This window comes from Streptomyces sp. NBC_00582 (genome assembly GCF_036345155.1).
Lineage (GTDB): Bacteria > Actinomycetota > Actinomycetes > Streptomycetales > Streptomycetaceae > Streptomyces.
Window position 1 is genome coordinate 6,839,328 of sequence record NZ_CP107772.1, and the last position, 16,110, is coordinate 6,855,437.

The 16,110-nt window shown below is 71.9% G+C and carries 13 protein-coding genes; 5 read left to right on the plus strand and 8 right to left on the minus strand.

From position 1 onward, the window contains the following. Nucleotides 1-90: 90 nt before the first annotated feature. The 6 genes from OG852_RS30915 to OG852_RS30940 form a co-directional block, all read right to left on the minus strand. On the minus strand, nt 91-900 hold the full coding sequence (locus OG852_RS30915; RefSeq protein WP_330349644.1) for a siderophore-interacting protein: 810 nt from the start codon (nt 898-900) through the stop codon (nt 91-93). A 108-nt stretch (nt 901-1,008) separates the two neighbouring features. After that, nucleotides 1,009-2,058 carry an ABC transporter substrate-binding protein gene (locus OG852_RS30920; RefSeq protein WP_133911328.1) on the minus strand — a complete coding sequence of 350 codons (1,050 nt, stop codon included), beginning with the start codon at nt 2,056-2,058 and terminating at the stop codon, nt 1,009-1,011. A 188-nt stretch (nt 2,059-2,246) separates the two neighbouring features. Next, nucleotides 2,247-3,407 carry an acyl-CoA dehydrogenase family protein gene (locus OG852_RS30925; RefSeq protein WP_133911329.1) on the minus strand — a complete coding sequence of 387 codons (1,161 nt, stop codon included), beginning with the start codon at nt 3,405-3,407 and terminating at the stop codon, nt 2,247-2,249. 5 nt (nt 3,408-3,412) lie between these two features. Further along, nucleotides 3,413-4,354 (minus strand): hydroxymethylglutaryl-CoA lyase, encoded by a 942-nt coding sequence (locus tag OG852_RS30930; RefSeq protein WP_330349645.1) that lies wholly within the window; start codon nt 4,352-4,354, stop codon nt 3,413-3,415. Beyond that, on the minus strand, nt 4,351-6,267 hold the full coding sequence (locus OG852_RS30935) for an acetyl/propionyl/methylcrotonyl-CoA carboxylase subunit alpha (protein ID WP_133911331.1): 1,917 nt from the start codon (nt 6,265-6,267) through the stop codon (nt 4,351-4,353). The genes OG852_RS30930 and OG852_RS30935 overlap by 4 nt, the downstream gene beginning before the upstream one ends. A gap of 6 nt (nt 6,268-6,273) precedes the next feature. Next, the gene (locus OG852_RS30940) at nt 6,274-7,890 is read right to left on the minus strand and encodes a carboxyl transferase domain-containing protein (RefSeq protein WP_330349646.1); all 1,617 of its coding nucleotides are present in this window, start codon (nt 7,888-7,890) and stop codon (nt 6,274-6,276) included. A 108-nt stretch (nt 7,891-7,998) separates the two neighbouring features. Between OG852_RS30940 and OG852_RS30945 the strand changes: the two genes are divergently transcribed. From OG852_RS30945 to OG852_RS30955, 3 genes are all read left to right on the plus strand, one after another. Next, nucleotides 7,999-8,592 carry an SACE_7040 family transcriptional regulator gene (locus tag OG852_RS30945; protein WP_133911333.1) on the plus strand — a complete coding sequence of 198 codons (594 nt, stop codon included), beginning with the start codon at nt 7,999-8,001 and terminating at the stop codon, nt 8,590-8,592. Nucleotides 8,593-8,901: 309 nt separating this feature from the next. After that, nucleotides 8,902-10,059, plus strand: coding sequence for an acyl-CoA dehydrogenase family protein (locus OG852_RS30950; RefSeq protein ID WP_133911796.1), 1,158 nt, complete (start codon nt 8,902-8,904; stop codon nt 10,057-10,059). A 36-nt stretch (nt 10,060-10,095) separates the two neighbouring features. Further along, nucleotides 10,096-10,980, plus strand: a complete 885-nt coding sequence (locus OG852_RS30955; RefSeq protein WP_330349647.1) for an acyl-CoA thioesterase — start codon at nt 10,096-10,098, stop codon at nt 10,978-10,980. Here OG852_RS30955 and OG852_RS30960 read toward each other — a convergent pair. Both OG852_RS30960 and OG852_RS30965 read right to left on the minus strand, forming a co-directional pair. Beyond that, entirely contained in the window at nt 10,968-11,771 is an 804-nt protein-coding gene (locus tag OG852_RS30960; protein ID WP_133911335.1) for a phosphatase, read from the minus strand. The two genes, OG852_RS30955 and OG852_RS30960, sit on opposite strands and share 13 nt — an antisense overlap. A gap of 62 nt (nt 11,772-11,833) precedes the next feature. Further along, nucleotides 11,834-13,339 carry a helix-turn-helix domain-containing protein gene (locus OG852_RS30965; protein ID WP_330349648.1) on the minus strand — a complete coding sequence of 502 codons (1,506 nt, stop codon included), beginning with the start codon at nt 13,337-13,339 and terminating at the stop codon, nt 11,834-11,836. 111 nt (nt 13,340-13,450) lie between these two features. Here OG852_RS30965 and speB point away from each other — a divergent pair, with 111 nt between their 5' ends. Then, nucleotides 13,451-14,419 carry an agmatinase gene (gene speB, locus OG852_RS30970; RefSeq protein ID WP_133911337.1) on the plus strand — a complete coding sequence of 323 codons (969 nt, stop codon included), beginning with the start codon at nt 13,451-13,453 and terminating at the stop codon, nt 14,417-14,419. Next, nucleotides 14,416-16,101 carry a thiamine pyrophosphate-binding protein gene (locus OG852_RS30975; RefSeq protein ID WP_133911338.1) on the plus strand — a complete coding sequence of 562 codons (1,686 nt, stop codon included), beginning with the start codon at nt 14,416-14,418 and terminating at the stop codon, nt 16,099-16,101. Before speB ends, OG852_RS30975 begins: the two co-directional genes overlap by 4 nt. Nucleotides 16,102-16,110: the final 9 nt, after the last annotated feature.

Here is a 16,110-nt window from a genome sequence, read left to right on the forward strand (position 1 = left end):
GGCGGAGCCCCGGGGTCAACTTAGGTTAGCCTAACCTAATTGACCATGGGGAGGCTCCGCCCCTCTGGTGACTGTGATCACGTCACTCGCTCACTCGCGTTCGCGCAGCTGTTCCTCCGTCAGCCCCTCACGCCAGTAACCGACGAACGTGACCCGACGCCGGTCGATCCCGCGCTCCCGCACGAAGTGCCGCCGCAACGCCTTCACGGACCCGGACTCACCGGCGATCCAGACGTACGGCTGGACGGCGGACGGCAGCCGGGCCTCCCGTACGGCATCGAGGGAGCGCCCGGCCCCGACCCAGGTGATCTCGGCGTCGGCGACGGTCATCAGATCCTGCACATCGCCCGTGTCGCGCACCTCGATCCAGGCCCGCACCCGCTGCCCGGACGGCAGCGACTCCAGGATCGCCGAGATGGCGGGAAGCGCGGTCTCGTCGCCCAGCAGCACCACCAGATCGGTGTCCCGCGGCGGCCGGAACCGAATGGCCCGGTTGTCGGCGATCGCGGGCCCCAGCAACACCACCCGATCCCCTTCGGCGGCCCGGTCGGCCCAGGCGGAGGCGGGCCCGGCGGGGGTGTGCAGCACGAAGTCGACGTCGATCTCATCGGGATCCCGTCGCAGCGCCCGCAGCGTGTACGACCGCATCACGGCCCGCACGTCGTCGGGCAGCTCCCGCCACCCCTGCCACCACCCGTCCCCCAACTCGAAGGGAACGGCGGGCGCGGACTGCCCGGGGTGCGGCAGAAAGAGCGAGAGCGACTGATCCCGCCCGTGGGAGAAGAAGTGCCGAAGGTCTTCTCCGGCGAAGGAGATCCGGACGAGCGACGACCCGAGCCGCCGAGTCCGGACCACGTGAAGCGAGAAGAAACGGAAGGGCGCGGCGACGGCCGTGGTCATGGGGTGCTCCCGAAAGCGTGGGGCAGGGCAACTCACCTGGGCGCGCGGGGAACCGCGCGGCCGGCCACAACCGGCCCGCAGCTCACCCACAACATCGGGCCACCCTGATCAGGCGACCTTCTTCGCCTTCTCCAGAGCCTCGGCGAGGTTCTCGAGAAGCGGCACACACTTGTCGTACGACAGGATCGGCTCCGGCGAACGGGCGATGACCTGGCCGGCCTTCACCGCAGGAAGCTTCTTCCAGGTCGCCTCGGTGATCGCCGAAGGCTGCAGCGCCGAGGTCCGGTCGTCCATCATGATGATGTCCGCCGCGTACTTGTCGACGTTCTCCCAGCTCAGCGACTCGTACCAGCCGCCACCCTGCTTCTTCGCACTCTCCGGCGGCTCCACGAAGTTCACACCGAGCGCCTTGAAGTACTCCAGGTCGATGGAGAGGTTGGAGCCGGAGACGTAGAACAGCTCGGCGCTCGCGGACCCGGCCATGACCTTGATGTCGGGCTTCGCCTTCGCCGCGGCGCGCAGCCGCGTGGCCGCCGCCTCGAACCGCTTCTTCGCGTCGGTGACCTTCGCCGCGGTCATGTCCGCCCCGAGCGACTCGGCCAGCTCCCACATCCGCTCGAGCGGAGCGGTGAGCTGACGGTCGTACACGGAGATGCCGACCGTCGGGGCGAGCTTGGCGATCTTGTCCTTGGACGCCTCGGGGACGTACCAGAGGGTGCCGGCGTCGTCGAACATCGTGGAGATGAGGACGTCGGGCGCGAGGGCGGCGTACTTCTCCACGTTGAACTCGTCCCAGACGTTGCCGAGGATCGTCACCTTGGAGATGTCCATGTCGCCGGCCTGGACGTCGGCCTTGCCGTCGGTGGTCTTCGTCGGGCCGAACACGCCCTTGACCTGGACGCCGTAGTCGTAGAGGGCGGCGCCGACACCGGTGAACGCGACGATGTTCGCCGGTACCTCGTCGAGCTTCACGGTGGTGCCGCGGTCGTCCTTGAAGGTCCAGGGACCGGACTGGGCGGAGGCGCTCGCCGACGAGTCCGAGCCACCGCTTTTCGCGTCGTCGTCCCCGCAGGCTGCGAGCACGGCACCGAGGCCGAGGGCGCCACCGGCGGCGAGGATGCCGCGGCGGGTGAGGTGGTTGGCTCTGGCGTTGGGCATGGGAGTGGCTGCTTTCGAACGTGCGGATCACCGCCGGACAAGTTCGAAGATAGGTTAGCCTAACCTCATATCCTGTCCAGGGCGGGGGTGATCCGATCCCCGAACCGCGGGATGTCCGTGCCACCTCGGATTCCGTCAACTTGCCGGAATCGACGGCAAGTTGACGGTGTGAAAGCGATGACTTCCAGTCAGCCGGCCAGGCCCAGCTCCCGAGCGATCAGCATCCGCTGGACCTCGCTCGTCCCCTCCCCGATCTCCAGGATCTTGGAGTCCCGCCACATCCGGGCCACCGGATACTCGTTCATGAAGCCGTACCCGCCGTGCACCTGGGTGGCGTCCCGGGCGTTGTCGACGGCGATCGTCGACGAGTACAGCTTCGCCAGCGCCGCCTCCTTCTTGAACGGCTCGCCCGCCACCAGCCGCGACGCCGCGTCCCGCCATGCCAGCCGGGCGGTGTGCGCCTTCATCTCCATGTCGGCGATCTTGAACTGGATGGCCTGGTTGGCGCCGATCGGCCGACCGAACGCGTGCCGCTCCCGCGCGTACTTCACCGACTCGTCCACACAGCCCTGCGCCAGCCCGGTGGCCAGCGCGGCGATCGCGATCCGGCCCTCGTCGAGGATCCGCAGGAACTGCGCGTACCCGCGCCCCTCCTGGCCCAGCAGGTTCGCCGCCGGCACGCGCACGTCGGAGAAGGACAGCTCCCGGGTGTCGGAGGCGTTCCAGCCGACCTTGGAGTAGGGCTGGGCGACCGTGAAGCCCGGGGTGCCCGACGGGACGATGATCGAGGAGATCAGCGGCCGTCCGTCCGGTGTGCGCCCGGTGACCGCCGTGACGGTCACCAACCCGGTGATGTCGGTGCCCGAGTTGGTGATGAAGCACTTGGTGCCGTTGATCACCCATTCGTCCGTCTCCGGGTCGAGACGGGCCGTCGTCCGCGTGGCTCCCGCGTCGCTGCCGCCGTCGGGCTCGGTCAGCCCGAACGCGCCCAGGACCTCCCCGGAGCACAGCCGCGGCAGCCACTGGCGCTTCTGCTCCTGCGTGCCGAAGAGATGGATCGGCATGGCGCCCAGCGAGACACCCGCCTCCAGGGTGATCGCCACCGACGAGTCGACCCGCGCCAGCTCCTCCAGGGCGATGCCGAGCGCCAGGTAGTCGCCGCCCATACCGCCGTACTCCTCGGGGAACGGCAGCCCGAACAGGCCCATCCGGCCCATCTCGCGGACGATCTCGTACGGGAACTCGTGGCGCTCGTAGAAGTCGCCGATCTTCGGCGCCACGACGTCGTGCGCGAACTCCGCCACCGTACGGCGGAGTTCCTCCAGCTCGGGGCTGAGACGGTGGTCCATGCTGATCACTGGTCCTTGTGGGAGAGGGCGCGGACGGTGCGGGAGGGGCTGGGTCGGCCCAGTTGTTCGGCCATCCACACGCTGGTGGCGACGAGGCGGCCGAGATCGACCCCGGTGTCGATGCCGAGACCGTGCAGCATCCACACGAGGTCTTCGGTGGCGAGGTTGCCGGTGGCGGACTTGGCGTACGGGCAGCCACCGAGGCCGCCCGCGGAGGCGTCGACCGTGGTGACGCCGTGTTCGAGGGCGGCGTAGGTGTTGGCGAGCGCCTGCCCGTAGGTGTCGTGGAAGTGCACGCCGAGGACGTTCGTCGGCACGCCCTCCTCGTTGAGCAGCGCGAGCAGTTCGAGGACATGGCCGGGGGTCGCGACCCCGATGGTGTCGCCGAGGCTCAGCTCGTCGCAGCCCATGTCCCGCAGGGACCGGCACACCCGGACGACCTGGTGCAGCGGGACCGCGCCCTCCCAGGGGTCGCCGAAGCACATGGAGACATAGCCGCGGACGTGCACCCCCTCGTCCTTCGCGCGCCGGACGACCGGCTCGAACACCGCGAGCGACTCGTCGAGCGTGCGGTTGAGGTTGGCCTTGGCGAAGGACTCGGTGGTGCTGGCGAACACGGCGACCCGGCGGGCGCCGAGCGCGAGGGCGCGGTCCAGGCCGCGCTGGTTCGGCACCAGGACGGGCAGTGCCACCGGCACGTCCGCGACCTGCGGGAACAGGTCCTCGGCGTCGGCGAGCTGGGGCACCCACTCGGGGTGCACGAAACTCGTCGCCTCGATCGTGGTCAGGCCCGCGTCGGCGAGCCGGCGGATGAACTCGGCCTTCACCTCGGTCGGCACGGCCGACTTCTCGTTCTGCAGCCCGTCGCGCGCGCCGACCTCGTGGATCCGCACCCGGGCGGGCAGATCCTGGGCGGGCACGGTCATGGGGAGCCCTTCAGCGGTCATTCCGCGGCCTCCTCGTACGGGGTGACGACGGCCAGGACCTGGTCCATGGCGACCGTCGTGCCCGGGGTGACGTCCAGTTCGGCGACCGTGCCGGCGTGCGGGGCGGAGATGACGTGCTCCATCTTCATCGCCTCCACCACCAGCAGGCTCTGCCCGGCGGCGACCTCGTCCCCGACGGCGACCTTCACGACCGTCACCGTGCCGGGCATGGGCGCGGTGAGCGAGTCGGCACCGGCGTGCGCGGCCCCGGTGAGGGACGCGGCGACCGGGTCGTGATCCCGCACGTGCCAGGACTCACCGTCGCGGCCGAGCCAGTCGGCGGCGCGGTGGAAGGTGTGGCGGACGCCGTCGAGGGTGACCGAGACCCGGTCGTCGGTGACGGTGTGGGTGCCTCTCGGGACGTACTCCACGGGCTCGGTGACCCGTAGGGAGAAGCCCACCGGCTTCGGCGTGCCCCCCAGGCGCCAGCCGCTCGGCACCGAGAAGGGGTCCGTCCACCCGGCACCGCCCGGCTTCAGGCCTTCCAGCCGTACGGCCGCCGCCGCCTCGTACACCTCTTCGGGCACGTCGGCCGGCACGAGGGAGTCCACCACCCGCTCCACCAGTCCGGTGTCCAACTCGCCCGCCACCACGGCCGGATGGCCCAGCAGCCGGCGCAGGAACCCGGCGTTCGTCTGCACGCCCAGGGTCACCGTCTCCGCGAGGGCGGCACGGAGTCTCCTGAGCGCGGTCGGGCGGTCGGGACCGTAGGCGATGACCTTGGACAGCATCGGGTCGTAGAGGCTGCCGACCTCGGTGCCCTCGCTGAGCCCGGAGTCGGTGCGCACCCCGTCGCCCCGGGGTTCGCTCAGCCGCAGGACCGTTCCACCGGAGGGCAGGAACCCGCGCGCCGGGTCCTCCGCGCAGATCCGCGCCTCGATCGCGTGCCCGGTGAGCCGTACGTCCTCCTGGGCGAAGTCCAGCTTCTCGCCCGCCGCGACCCGCAGCTGCCACTCCACCAGGTCCAGCCCGGTGACCAGCTCCGTCACCGGATGCTCCACCTGGAGGCGGGTGTTCATCTCCATGAAGTAGTACGACGACGGGTCGCCGCCGGGGACGATGAACTCCACCGTGCCCGCGCCCCGGTACCCGCAGGAGCGCGCCGCCTGCACGGCCGCCTCGCCCATCGCGGCCCGGATCTCCTCGTCGAGGAGCACGCTCGGCGCCTCCTCGACGACCTTCTGGTGCCGCCGTTGCAGCGAGCACTCGCGCTCGCCCAGGTGGACGACGTTGCCGTGGCCGTCGGCCAGGACCTGGATCTCGATGTGCCGGGGCCGGTCCACCCACCGCTCGACGAGGAGCGTGTCGTCGCCGAAGGAGGCGCGGGCCTCGCGGCGGGCGGCGGCGATCTCCTCCTCCAGCAGGGTGAGGTCGCGCACCAGCCGCATGCCCTTGCCGCCGCCGCCCGCGGACGGCTTGAGCAGGACGGGCGCGCCCAGCTCCCGGGCCGCCTCCGCGAGGTCGGGGTCCCGTCCGCCGGGGACGACCGGCACCCCGGCCGCCTGCACGGTCTCCTTGGCGCGGATCTTGTCGCCCATGAGGGAGATGGCGTCGGCGGGCGGCCCGATGAAGACCAGTCCCGCCTCCTCGCAGGCGCGCGCGAAGGCCGCGTTCTCCGCGAGGAAGCCGTAGCCCGGGTGGACGGCCTGGGCGCCGGTGCGGGCGGCGGCCTCCAGCAGCCGCTCCACCGACAGATAGCTCTCGGCGGCCGGCGCCGGACCGAGCCGTACGGCGGTGTCGGCCTCCCGTACGTGGCGTGCGTCGGCGTCGGCGTCGGAGAAGACCGCCACCGAGCGCACGCCCAGCGAGCGCAGCGTACGGACGACCCGGACGGCGATCTCGCCCCGGTTGGCGACGAGCACTGTCTCAAACATCGGTCCTCACATCCGGAAGACGCCGAACTGGGGGTCACCCAGCGGCGCGTTGGCGCAGGCGGTCAGGGCGAGGCCCAGCACCTGGCGGGTCTCCAGCGGGTCGATGACGCCGTCGTCCCAGAGGCGGGCGGTGGCGTAGTAGGCGTTGCCCTGACGCTCGTACTGGGCGCGGATCGGGGCCTTGAAGGCCTCTTCCTCCTCCGGCGGCCAGCTCTCGCCGCCGGCCTCCAGCTGGTCCCGCTTGACGGTCGCGAGGACCGAGGCGGCCTGCTCGCCACCCATCACGGAGATCTTGGCGTTGGGCCACATCCACAGGAAGCGGGGGGAGTAGGCCCGGCCGCACATCGAGTAGTTCCCGGCGCCGTACGACCCGCCGACCACCACCGTCAGCTTCGGCACGCGTGTGCAGGCCACCGCCGTCACCATCTTGGCGCCGTGCTTGGCGATACCGCCGGCCTCGTAGTCCTTGCCGACCATGAACCCGGAGATGTTCTGCAAGAACACCAGCGGGATCCCGCGCTGGTCGCACAGCTCGATGAAGTGGGCGCCCTTCTGCGCGGACTCGGAGAACAGGATGCCGTTGTTGGCGACGATCCCGACCGGGTGGCCGTGGATCCGGGCGAAGCCGGTGACCAGGGTCTGCCCGAACTCGGCCTTGAACTCGGCGAACCGCGAGCCGTCCACCACGCGCGCGATGACCTCCCGTACGTCGTAGGGGGTCCGGGAGTCCACCGGGACCGCCCCGTACAGCCCGTAGGGGTCGACCTTGGGCTCGACGACCGGCGCGGTCTCCCAGGGGAGCGGCCCGCGCGCGGGGAGCGTGGCGGCGATGGTCCGTACGATCCGCAGGGCGTGGGCGTCGTCCTCGGCGAGATGGTCGGTGACGCCGGAGATCCGGGAGTGCACCTCGCCGCCGCCCAGCTCCTCCGCGGTGACGACCTCACCCGTGGCGGCCTTCACCAGCGGGGGACCGCCCAGGAAGATCGTGCCCTGGCCCCGGACGATCACGGCCTCGTCGCTCATCGCAGGGACGTACGCCCCGCCGGCCGTGCACGAGCCGAGGACGGCCGCGATCTGCGGGATCCGGGCCGCCGACATCCGGGCCTGGTTGTAGAAGATCCGCCCGAAGTGCTCACGGTCGGGGAACACCTCGTCCTGCATCGGCAGGAAGGCGCCGCCCGAGTCCACCAGGTACAGACAGGGCAGACGGTTCTCCAGGGCCACCTCCTGCGCCCGCAGGTGCTTCTTCACGGTCATCGGGTAGTACGTGCCGCCCTTGACCGTGGCGTCGTTGGCGACGATCACGCACTCGCGCCCGCCGACCCGCCCGATCCCGGCGATCACCCCGGCGGCCGGGGCCTGCCCCCCGTACATCCCGTCGGCGGCGAGCGGCGCGAGTTCGAGGAAGGGCGAGCCGGGGTCGAGCAGCCCGTCGACCCGGTCCCGGGGCAGCAGCTTCCCGCGCGCGGTGTGCCGCGCCCGCGCCTTCTCGCCGCCTCCGAGCCGGGCGGCGGCGAGCTTGTCCTGCAGTTCCCCGACGAGCTCGCGGTGCGCCCGCTCGTTGGCCCGCCAGGCCTCCGACGCGGGATCCGCCGCGCTCGTCAGCTCCGGTGCCTGCTCCATCCTGCGGTTCCCCTCACCCGGCGTCCGTCGTCGGCGTCGTCTGTTAATGAGCGTTAACCATTTCCATCAGGTTAACGACCGCTAACCTCGCTGTCTAGAATTACTTTCATGGCCACCAGAACCGACGCCCCCACCCGCCGCGAGCAGATCCTCAAGGAGGCCGCGCGGCTGTTCGCCGAGCGCGGTTTCCACGGCGTCGGGGTCGACGAGATAGGAGCCGCGGTCGGGATCAGCGGCCCGGGTCTGTACCGGCACTTCCCGGGCAAGGACGCGATGCTCGCCGAGCTGCTGGTGGGCATCAGCGGCCAGCTCCTGACGGGCGCGAAGCGGCGTCTGGCGGAGGCCGACGGGGGATCGGCGGAGGTGGTCCTCGACTCGCTCATCGAGGGGCACATCGACTTCGCGATCGACGACCGCCCCCTGATCACCCTGCACGACCGTGAGCTGGACCGCCTCCGCGACAGCGATCGCAAGCTGGTCCGCCAGCTCCAGCGGCAGTACGTCGAGCTGTGGGTGGAGGTGGTCCGCGAGATCTACCCGGCCCTCACCGAACCGGCGGCCCGCTCGGCCGTCCACTCCGTCTTCGGCCTGCTCAACTCCACCCCCCACCTGGCCCGCCCCGGCTCCGTCCCGGGCCGCACGACGACGGCGGCCCTGCTGCACCGGATGGCGCGGGGGGCGTTCGCGGCGGCGGGGGCCTGACCGGGGCGCCTAGGGGGTGTTTCGAAAGTCCTGTGCGGTGCCCGCGGTGTCCGGTGCGTGCTCTCGGCGTGCCGGACGAAAGCCCTCGTACTGGACGTACTTGGGGTTTCGGCCGGTGCGGCGCGAGTGCGTGCCGGGCGCCGCGGGTGCTGTGCGGGACTTTCGAAACACCCCCTAGCCCGTCGGCGTGACGAGCGTTACGGGCGCAGCCCCCCGAAGCCTCTGGACGCCCCTCCCTACCCACCGGTACGGTAATCATCTGAGCAAGCGCTTAGGTACGACCTTTTGAGCCAGGTGGAGGTGGCGGCGGTGCGCCGTACGGTGTTCAACGAGGATCACGAGGCGTTCCGGGAGACCCTCCGGGCCTTCATCGAGGCCGAGGTCGTCCCCGTCTACGACGAGTGGCTCGCCGCCGGCCAGGCGCCGCGCGACTTCTACTACAAGCTCGCCGAGCTCGGCGTCTTCGGCATCCGCGTCGACGAGGAGTACGGCGGCGCCGGCATCGACTCCTACAAGTTCGAGGCCGTCCTCTACGAGGAGACCGCCCGCGCCGGCATCACCTTCGGCGGCTCCGGCGTGCACGTCCTGCTCGGCCTGCCGTACATCAAGCTCCTCGCCACCGACGAGCAGAAGAAGCGCTACCTGCCGAAGTTCGTCTCCGGCGAGGAGATGTGGGCCATCGCGATGACCGAGCCGGGCACCGGCTCCGACCTCGCCGGCATGCGCACCACCGCCAAGCTCTCCGAGGACGGCACCCACTACGTCCTCAACGGCGCCAAGACCTTCATCACCGGCGGCGTCCACGCCGACCGCATGATCGTCTGCGCCCGCACCTCCGCGCCGACCGCCGAGGACCGCCGCCACGGCATCTCCCTCTTCGTCGTCGACACCAAGGCCGAGGGCTACTCCGTCGGCCGCAAGCTCGACAAGCTCGGCCTGAAGACCTCCGACACCGCCGAGCTGGCGTTCGTCGACGTCAAGATCCCCGTCGAGGACCTCCTCGGCGAGGAGAACAAGGGCTTCTACTACCTCGGCCACAACCTGGCCTCCGAGCGCTGGGGCATCGCCTACGGCGCCTACGCCCAGGCCAAGGCCGCCATCAGGTTCGCCAAGGACTACGTGCAGCAGCGCACCGTCTTCGGCCAGACCGTCGCGTCCTTCCAGAACACCAAGTTCGAGCTGGCCGCCTGCCAGGCCGAGGTGGACGCCGCCGAGGCCGTCGTGGACCGCGCCACCGAGGCCCTGGACGCCGGCGAGCTGACCGCCGCCGAGGCCGCCTCCGCCAAGCTGTTCACCACCGAGGTCGCCCACCGCGTCATCGACCGCTGCCTCCAGCTCCACGGCGGCTACGGCTTCATGAACGAGTACCCGATCGCCCGCCTGTACGCCGACAACCGCGTCAACCGGATCTACGGCGGCACCAGCGAGATCATGAAGTCGATCATCGCCAAGGACATGGGTCTGTAGGGTTCCGGCAACAACCGGCTGCTACAACCAGACGCCATGAGCCAGGCACTCCAGGATCTCCTCGATCTGCTCGACCTCGAGCAGATCGAGGAGAACATCTTCCGCGGCCGGTCCCGCTCCGCCGTCGTCCCCCGCGTCTTCGGGGGACAGGTGGCGGCGCAGGCGCTGGTCGCCGCCGGGCGCACGGTCCCCGCCGACCGGCACGCCCACTCCCTGCACGCGTACTTCCTGCGCATGGGCGACCCGGGCGCGCCCATCGTCTACAACGTCGAGCGGATCCGCGACGGCCGCTCCTTCACGACCCGCCGCGCGGTCGCCGTCCAGCACGGCCGGCCGATCTTCGCGCTGTCGGCGTCCTTCCAGTCGTACGAGGAGGGCCTCGACCACCAGGCCCCCATGCCGCCCGCCCCCGACCCCGAGATGGTCCCCACCGGCCAGGAACGGCTGCGCGGCTACGACCATCTCGACCCGGCGATCGTCGAGCGGTTCCTCGAGGCCCGCGAGGCGATCGACCTGCGGTACGTCGACGACCCGCCCTACGGCAGGTTCGGCGAGCCGCGCGAACCGCACAGCCAGGTCTGGTTCCGCACCAACGGCAAGCTCGCCGACGACCCTCTCCTGCACGTCGTCCTCGCGACGTACGTCTCCGACATGACCCTCCTCGACTCCATCCTGCTCGCGCACGGGCGCGGCGGCTGGGCCGTCGGGGACGTCGTCGGGGCCTCCCTGGACCACGCGATGTGGTTCCACCGCCCGTTCCGCGCGGACGAGTGGCTGCTGTACGACCAGGAGTCGCCGTCCGCGTCCGGCGGGCGCGGCCTCGGCCAGGCCCGCATCTACACGCAGGACGGACGGCTCGCGGTCTCGGTGATCCAGGAGGGCGTGGTCCGCGTCCCGCGGGCCGGCGGTCAACCCGTCTGACGCTCCCTGAGGCCGGCCTCCGCCAGCAGGTACGCGACCATCGGGTCGTAGTGGCGCGGGGTCGGCACATGGTCGTCGAGGGGGACCGCCACCTGTACGGTCCCCTCCGCCTCCGCGACGAACAGCGCCGGGTCGTTGCAGTCGGCGTAGCCGACGGAGTCCACGCCGTGCTGTCCCGCGTACCCCGCCCAGCCGTGGTCGGCGACCACCAGGTCGGGCAGCGGGCGGCCCTCCCGCTCCAGCGCGGTCAGGATCGCCTTCATCGGCTCTCCCGAGTGGGTGTGCCACAGGGTCGCCCCGTGCTCCAGCACCGCCACGTCCGCGACCTGCCAGACGTATCCCTCGTCCGTCTGCAGCCCGTCAGGGATCACCACGATCTCGCAGCCGGCCGTGCGCAGCGCGGCGGCGGTGGCGTGGTGCACGTCCAGCAGACCGCCCGGGTGACCGGTGGCGCACAGCACCCGCTGACGCCCCTCGGCGGCCTTGCGCAGCCGCGCCGCCATCCGGTCCAGGCCGTCGACGGTCAGCTCGGGGTCGATGGTGTCCTGGCCGTACCGGTACTCGGGGTCGTCGTTGACACCCACCCGCTCCGCCATCACCGCGAGCACGTCCTGCTCGTCCGTCCAGCGGTCGCCGAGGTCCAGGCCGAACCAGTAGTTGCGGTTGCCGTTGGCGAGCTGGCGGTAGTGGGAGAGGTTGTTCTCGCGCGGCGTGGCGACCTCACCCGCGATACGGGTTCTGACGAGGTGGTCGACGAGTTCGGCGCGGCTGGGGGTCCCGGGTATCGGCATGGTCCCCATTGTGGGGCAGCGGACTGTGGCCGTCGTCACCGTTCCGGGCGCTGGGACATGCGTCACTGGTCGATCACGCGCAGGGCGAACCACAGCTCCATGCGGACGTCCGGGTCGTCCAGATCCGTCCCGAGGAGGGCGGCGCACCGGGCCATGCGCTGGCGGACGGTGTTGCGGTGCACGGACAGGGCGACGGCGGTCCTGTCCCAGCTTCCATGGAGGGAGAGCCAGGTGCGGAGGGTCTCCTTCAGGGCGGGGGTGTCGCCGAGAGGGGCGAGGAGGGCGCGGGCGTCCTCCGGGGGGAGCAGGGAGGCGAAGGACCTGTGGGGGGAGTGGCGGGCGAGAGGGGTGCGGGTCGCGCGGGCGCGGGCCAGGGCGCGGGACGCTTGCGCGTCGGCTGTGGCGAGGTGGTGTGCGGGCACCTCGTCACTGACGCCGAAGGTCCAGTCGGGGTGGGGTCCGGGAGTGCGGTCGGCCGGTACGAGGACGCGGACGACGTCGGCTCGGAGGTCCACCAAGGGGGAGCCGAGGGAAGCGGCCAGGGTGGTGACGGCGAGCCGGTCGGGCGGTTGCGGGTGCGTTGTGGCCGCTCGCGCGGTTCCCCGCGCCCCTGGGCGGGGGTGCTCCCGTCGGCCGGAAGGTGAGGCGTGGACGACGAGCCATCGGTCGCCCGTGGCCAGGAGGGGCGTCACCTCCTCCGGTGTCGCCCCCAGGAGCAGGCGTACGAGGGCCGAGGTGCGGGCCGTTGCCGAGCCCGTCTCCTGGGTGCCGGTCAGGAGCGTCAGGAGGACCGCCGCGACGGAGGCGATGGTGTGGTCGCCCGGTTCGTGGGTGGGGGTGGCGACGGTCAGGACGAAGTCGTGGCTCAGCGCGTAGGCCGTGAGGTGGGCGCCCGTGGGAGTGGTGTCGCTGGCGGTGCTGGAGCCGCGGGCGGTGAGCCGGTGGGCGAGGGCGGAGAGGGCGTCGTCGGTGTCCGCGGCCGGGCCCGCCGTCGCGATCTGCGTGCCCTCAGGGCCGTAGAGCACCGCCCTGCCCCCGATCCGAGAGGCCAGCCGGCGCAGGACGGAGGGGACCGGGTCGGGGCGGGCGGCGGCGGAGGCGAGGCTCTGCTGGGCCTCCGTCACCCGGCGCAGCTCGGCCGTGCGGGCCCGCTCCATCAGCTGCCAGACCGCCCGGGCCACGGTCGCGAACGTGGTGCGGGGCGGGACCTCGACGAGGGGGAGGCCGTGTGTCTCGCAGGCAGCGACCAGGGCACGCGGCACCGTGTCGTGCACCGGGGCCACACCGAAGCCGAGGGCCGCGCCGCCCCCCGCCACGATCCGGGCCACGTAGTCGTCGAAGTAGGTGCCCGATCCGGCCGCCTCCGGGATGTGGACCCCGGCCGTCAGCAGCAGCTCGCCGCCCAGCAGATACGGGTACGGGTCGGCCATCTCCGAGGTGTGCGCCCCGTGCAGGACCGTGTCGGCGTCGGCGGGCCCGGCGATCTGCCGCAGGGCCAGATCATCGCGGGCCAGCAGTGCGGCGAGGGGGACCGGTGGGGTGAGGGGGACCGCGGGCTTCTCGGACATGGTGTGCGTTCCCTCCATTTCCTGGACGCCGTATGGATGAAACGTACGCTTCGCAGCCGTCGGTCGGCCACCTACCGTGGAGGCACCCCCCAGGAAAGAAGGCATGTGACCATGAGCGGCAACGACACGCCCCGCGGCCCCGTCGACTCCTCCCGCGTCCCGCGGTACGCCGGTCCCGCGACCTTCGCCCGGCTGCCCCGCCTCGACGAGGTCGGCCGCGCCGACGTGGCCGTGGTCGGGGTGCCGTTCGACTCGGGTGTCTCGTACCGGCCGGGCGCCCGCTTCGGCGGCAACGCGATCCGTGAGGCGTCCCGGCTGCTGCGGCCGTACAACCCCGCGCAGGACGCCTCCCCGTTCGCCCTCGCGCAGGTCGCGGACGGCGGGGACATCGCCGTGAACCCGTTCAACATCAACGAGGCCGTCGAGACGGTCGAGGCCGCGGCGGACGAGCTGCTCGGCACCGGCGCCCGGCTGATGACCCTGGGCGGCGACCACACCATCGCGCTGCCCCTGCTGCGGTCCGTGGCGAAGAGGCACGGCCCGGTCGCGCTGCTCCACTTCGACGCCCACCTCGACACCTGGGACACCTACTTCGGGGCCGAGTACACGCACGGCACCCCGTTCCGCCGGGCCGTGGAGGAGGGCATCCTCGACACCGAGGCCCTCTCGCACGTCGGCACCCGCGGCCCGCTGTACGGCAAGCAGGACCTCACCGACGACGAGAAGATGGGCTTCGGCATCGTCACCTCCGCCGACATCTACCGGCGCGGCGCCGACGAGGTCGCCGACCAGCTCCGGCAGCGCATCGGCGACCGGCCGCTGTACATCTCCATCGACATCGACTGCCTGGACCCGGCGCACGCCCCCGGCACCGGAACCCCGGAGGCCGGCGGCATGACCTCCCGCGAGCTCCTGGAGATCCTGCGCGGGCTCGCCTCCTGCAACCTGGTCTCCGCCGACGTCGTCGAGGTGGCGCCCGCGTACGATCACGCGGAGATCACGTCGGTGGCCGCGTCCCACACGGCGTACGAACTGACGACCATCATGTCCCGGCAGATCGCGGAGGCTCGCGCGCAGTGACCCACGACCACGACCTGGTGCTCCGCCCGACGGCCGCGCAGACGAAGGCCGCGCTCGATCCGCCGCCCGGCCGGATCGGCGGAGACCTCGTCGTGGAGACCCTGGCCGCGCTGGGCGCGACCACGGTCTTCGGGCTGCCCGGCCAGCACGCGCTGGGCGTGTTCGACGCCCTGCGCCGCTCCTCCCTGCGCTACCTCGGCCTGCGGGTGGAGAACAACGCGGGCTTCGCGGCGGACGCCTACGGCCGGATCACCGGGGAGGCCGCCCCGCTGCTGCTGTCCACCGGCCCGGGCGCGCTGACCTCGCTCGCGGCGCTGCACGAGGCGGCCTCCGCCTCGGCGCCCGTGCTGGCGATCAGCAGCCAGATCCCGACGGCGGGCCTGGGCGGCGGCCGCCACGGCTATCTGCACGAACTCCCCGACCAGGCCGCCTCCTTCCGGGGCGTGGCGAAGTCGGTCCACACGGTCCGCACCCCGTCGCAGATCCCCTCGGCGATCGCGGCGGCCTGGACGTCGGCGCTGACGGCCCCGCACGGCCCGGTGTGGGTGGAGATCCCCCAGGACGTGCTCCTCGCCGAGACGGCGATCCCGGTGGTGACCGGCGTGGACGCCTTCCCCGACGACCTGCCGCCCCGCCCCGAACTGACCGCGGTGGCCGCCGATCTGCTCTCCCGTGCCGCTCGGCCGGCGATCATCGCGGGCGGGGGAGTGGTCCGCGCGGACGCGTCCGGCAAACTGCGACAGCTCGCCGAGCGGCTCGCGGCCCCCGTCGTCACGACCTTCGGCGGCAAGGGCGCCTTCCCCTGGACGCACCCCCTGTCCCTCCAGTCCTGGCTGGAGGACCGCCACACCACGGACTTCCTGGAGGACGCCGACGTCCTGCTCGTCGTCGGCTCGGGCCTCGGCGAACTCTCCTCGAACTACCACACGTTCAGCCCGCGCGGCCGGGTGATCCAGATCGAGGCCGACCTCGGCAAACTGGAGTCCAACCACCCGGCCCTCGGCATCCACGCCGACGCCCGACTGGCCCTCCAGGCCCTGCTGGAGACGGTGACCCCCCGCGAGGACCCCGAGGCCCCGGCCCGCGTACGAGCCCTGCTGTCCCGCGTCCGCGAACGCCTCGCGGCGCAGGAACTCACCCTGGAACAGGCCCTGCTGACGTCGATCCGCGCGGCCCTGCCCGCCGACTCGCCGTCCTTCTGGGACATGACGATCCTGTCCTACTGGGCCTGGTCCGCCTTCGACCCCGAGGGCCCCAACACCATGCACTCCGCCCAGGGCGCCGGCGGCCTCGGCTACGCCTTCCCCGCGGCCCTCGGCGCGGCCGCCGCCGACCCGTCCCGCCCGGTCCTTGCGGTCTCCGGCGACGGCGGCGCCCTCTACTCGATCGCCGAACTGGCCACGGCCAGGCAGGAGAACCTCCCCGTCACCTGGCTCATCGTCGACGACGGCGGCTACGGCATCCTCCGCGAGTACATGACCGACGCCTTCGGCACCCCCACCGGGACGGAACTGACGCGCCCGGACTATGTGGCCCTCGCGGAGTCCTTCGGCGTACCGGGCGTACGGACCTCCCCGGAAACCCTGGAGGCGGACCTGGCCGAGGCCCTGTCGGCGCCGGGCCCCTCGGTGGTCGTACTCCCGGCCCTGCTGCGGATGTTCGCGCCCACGCACCTCGGCTGAGGCATCCTG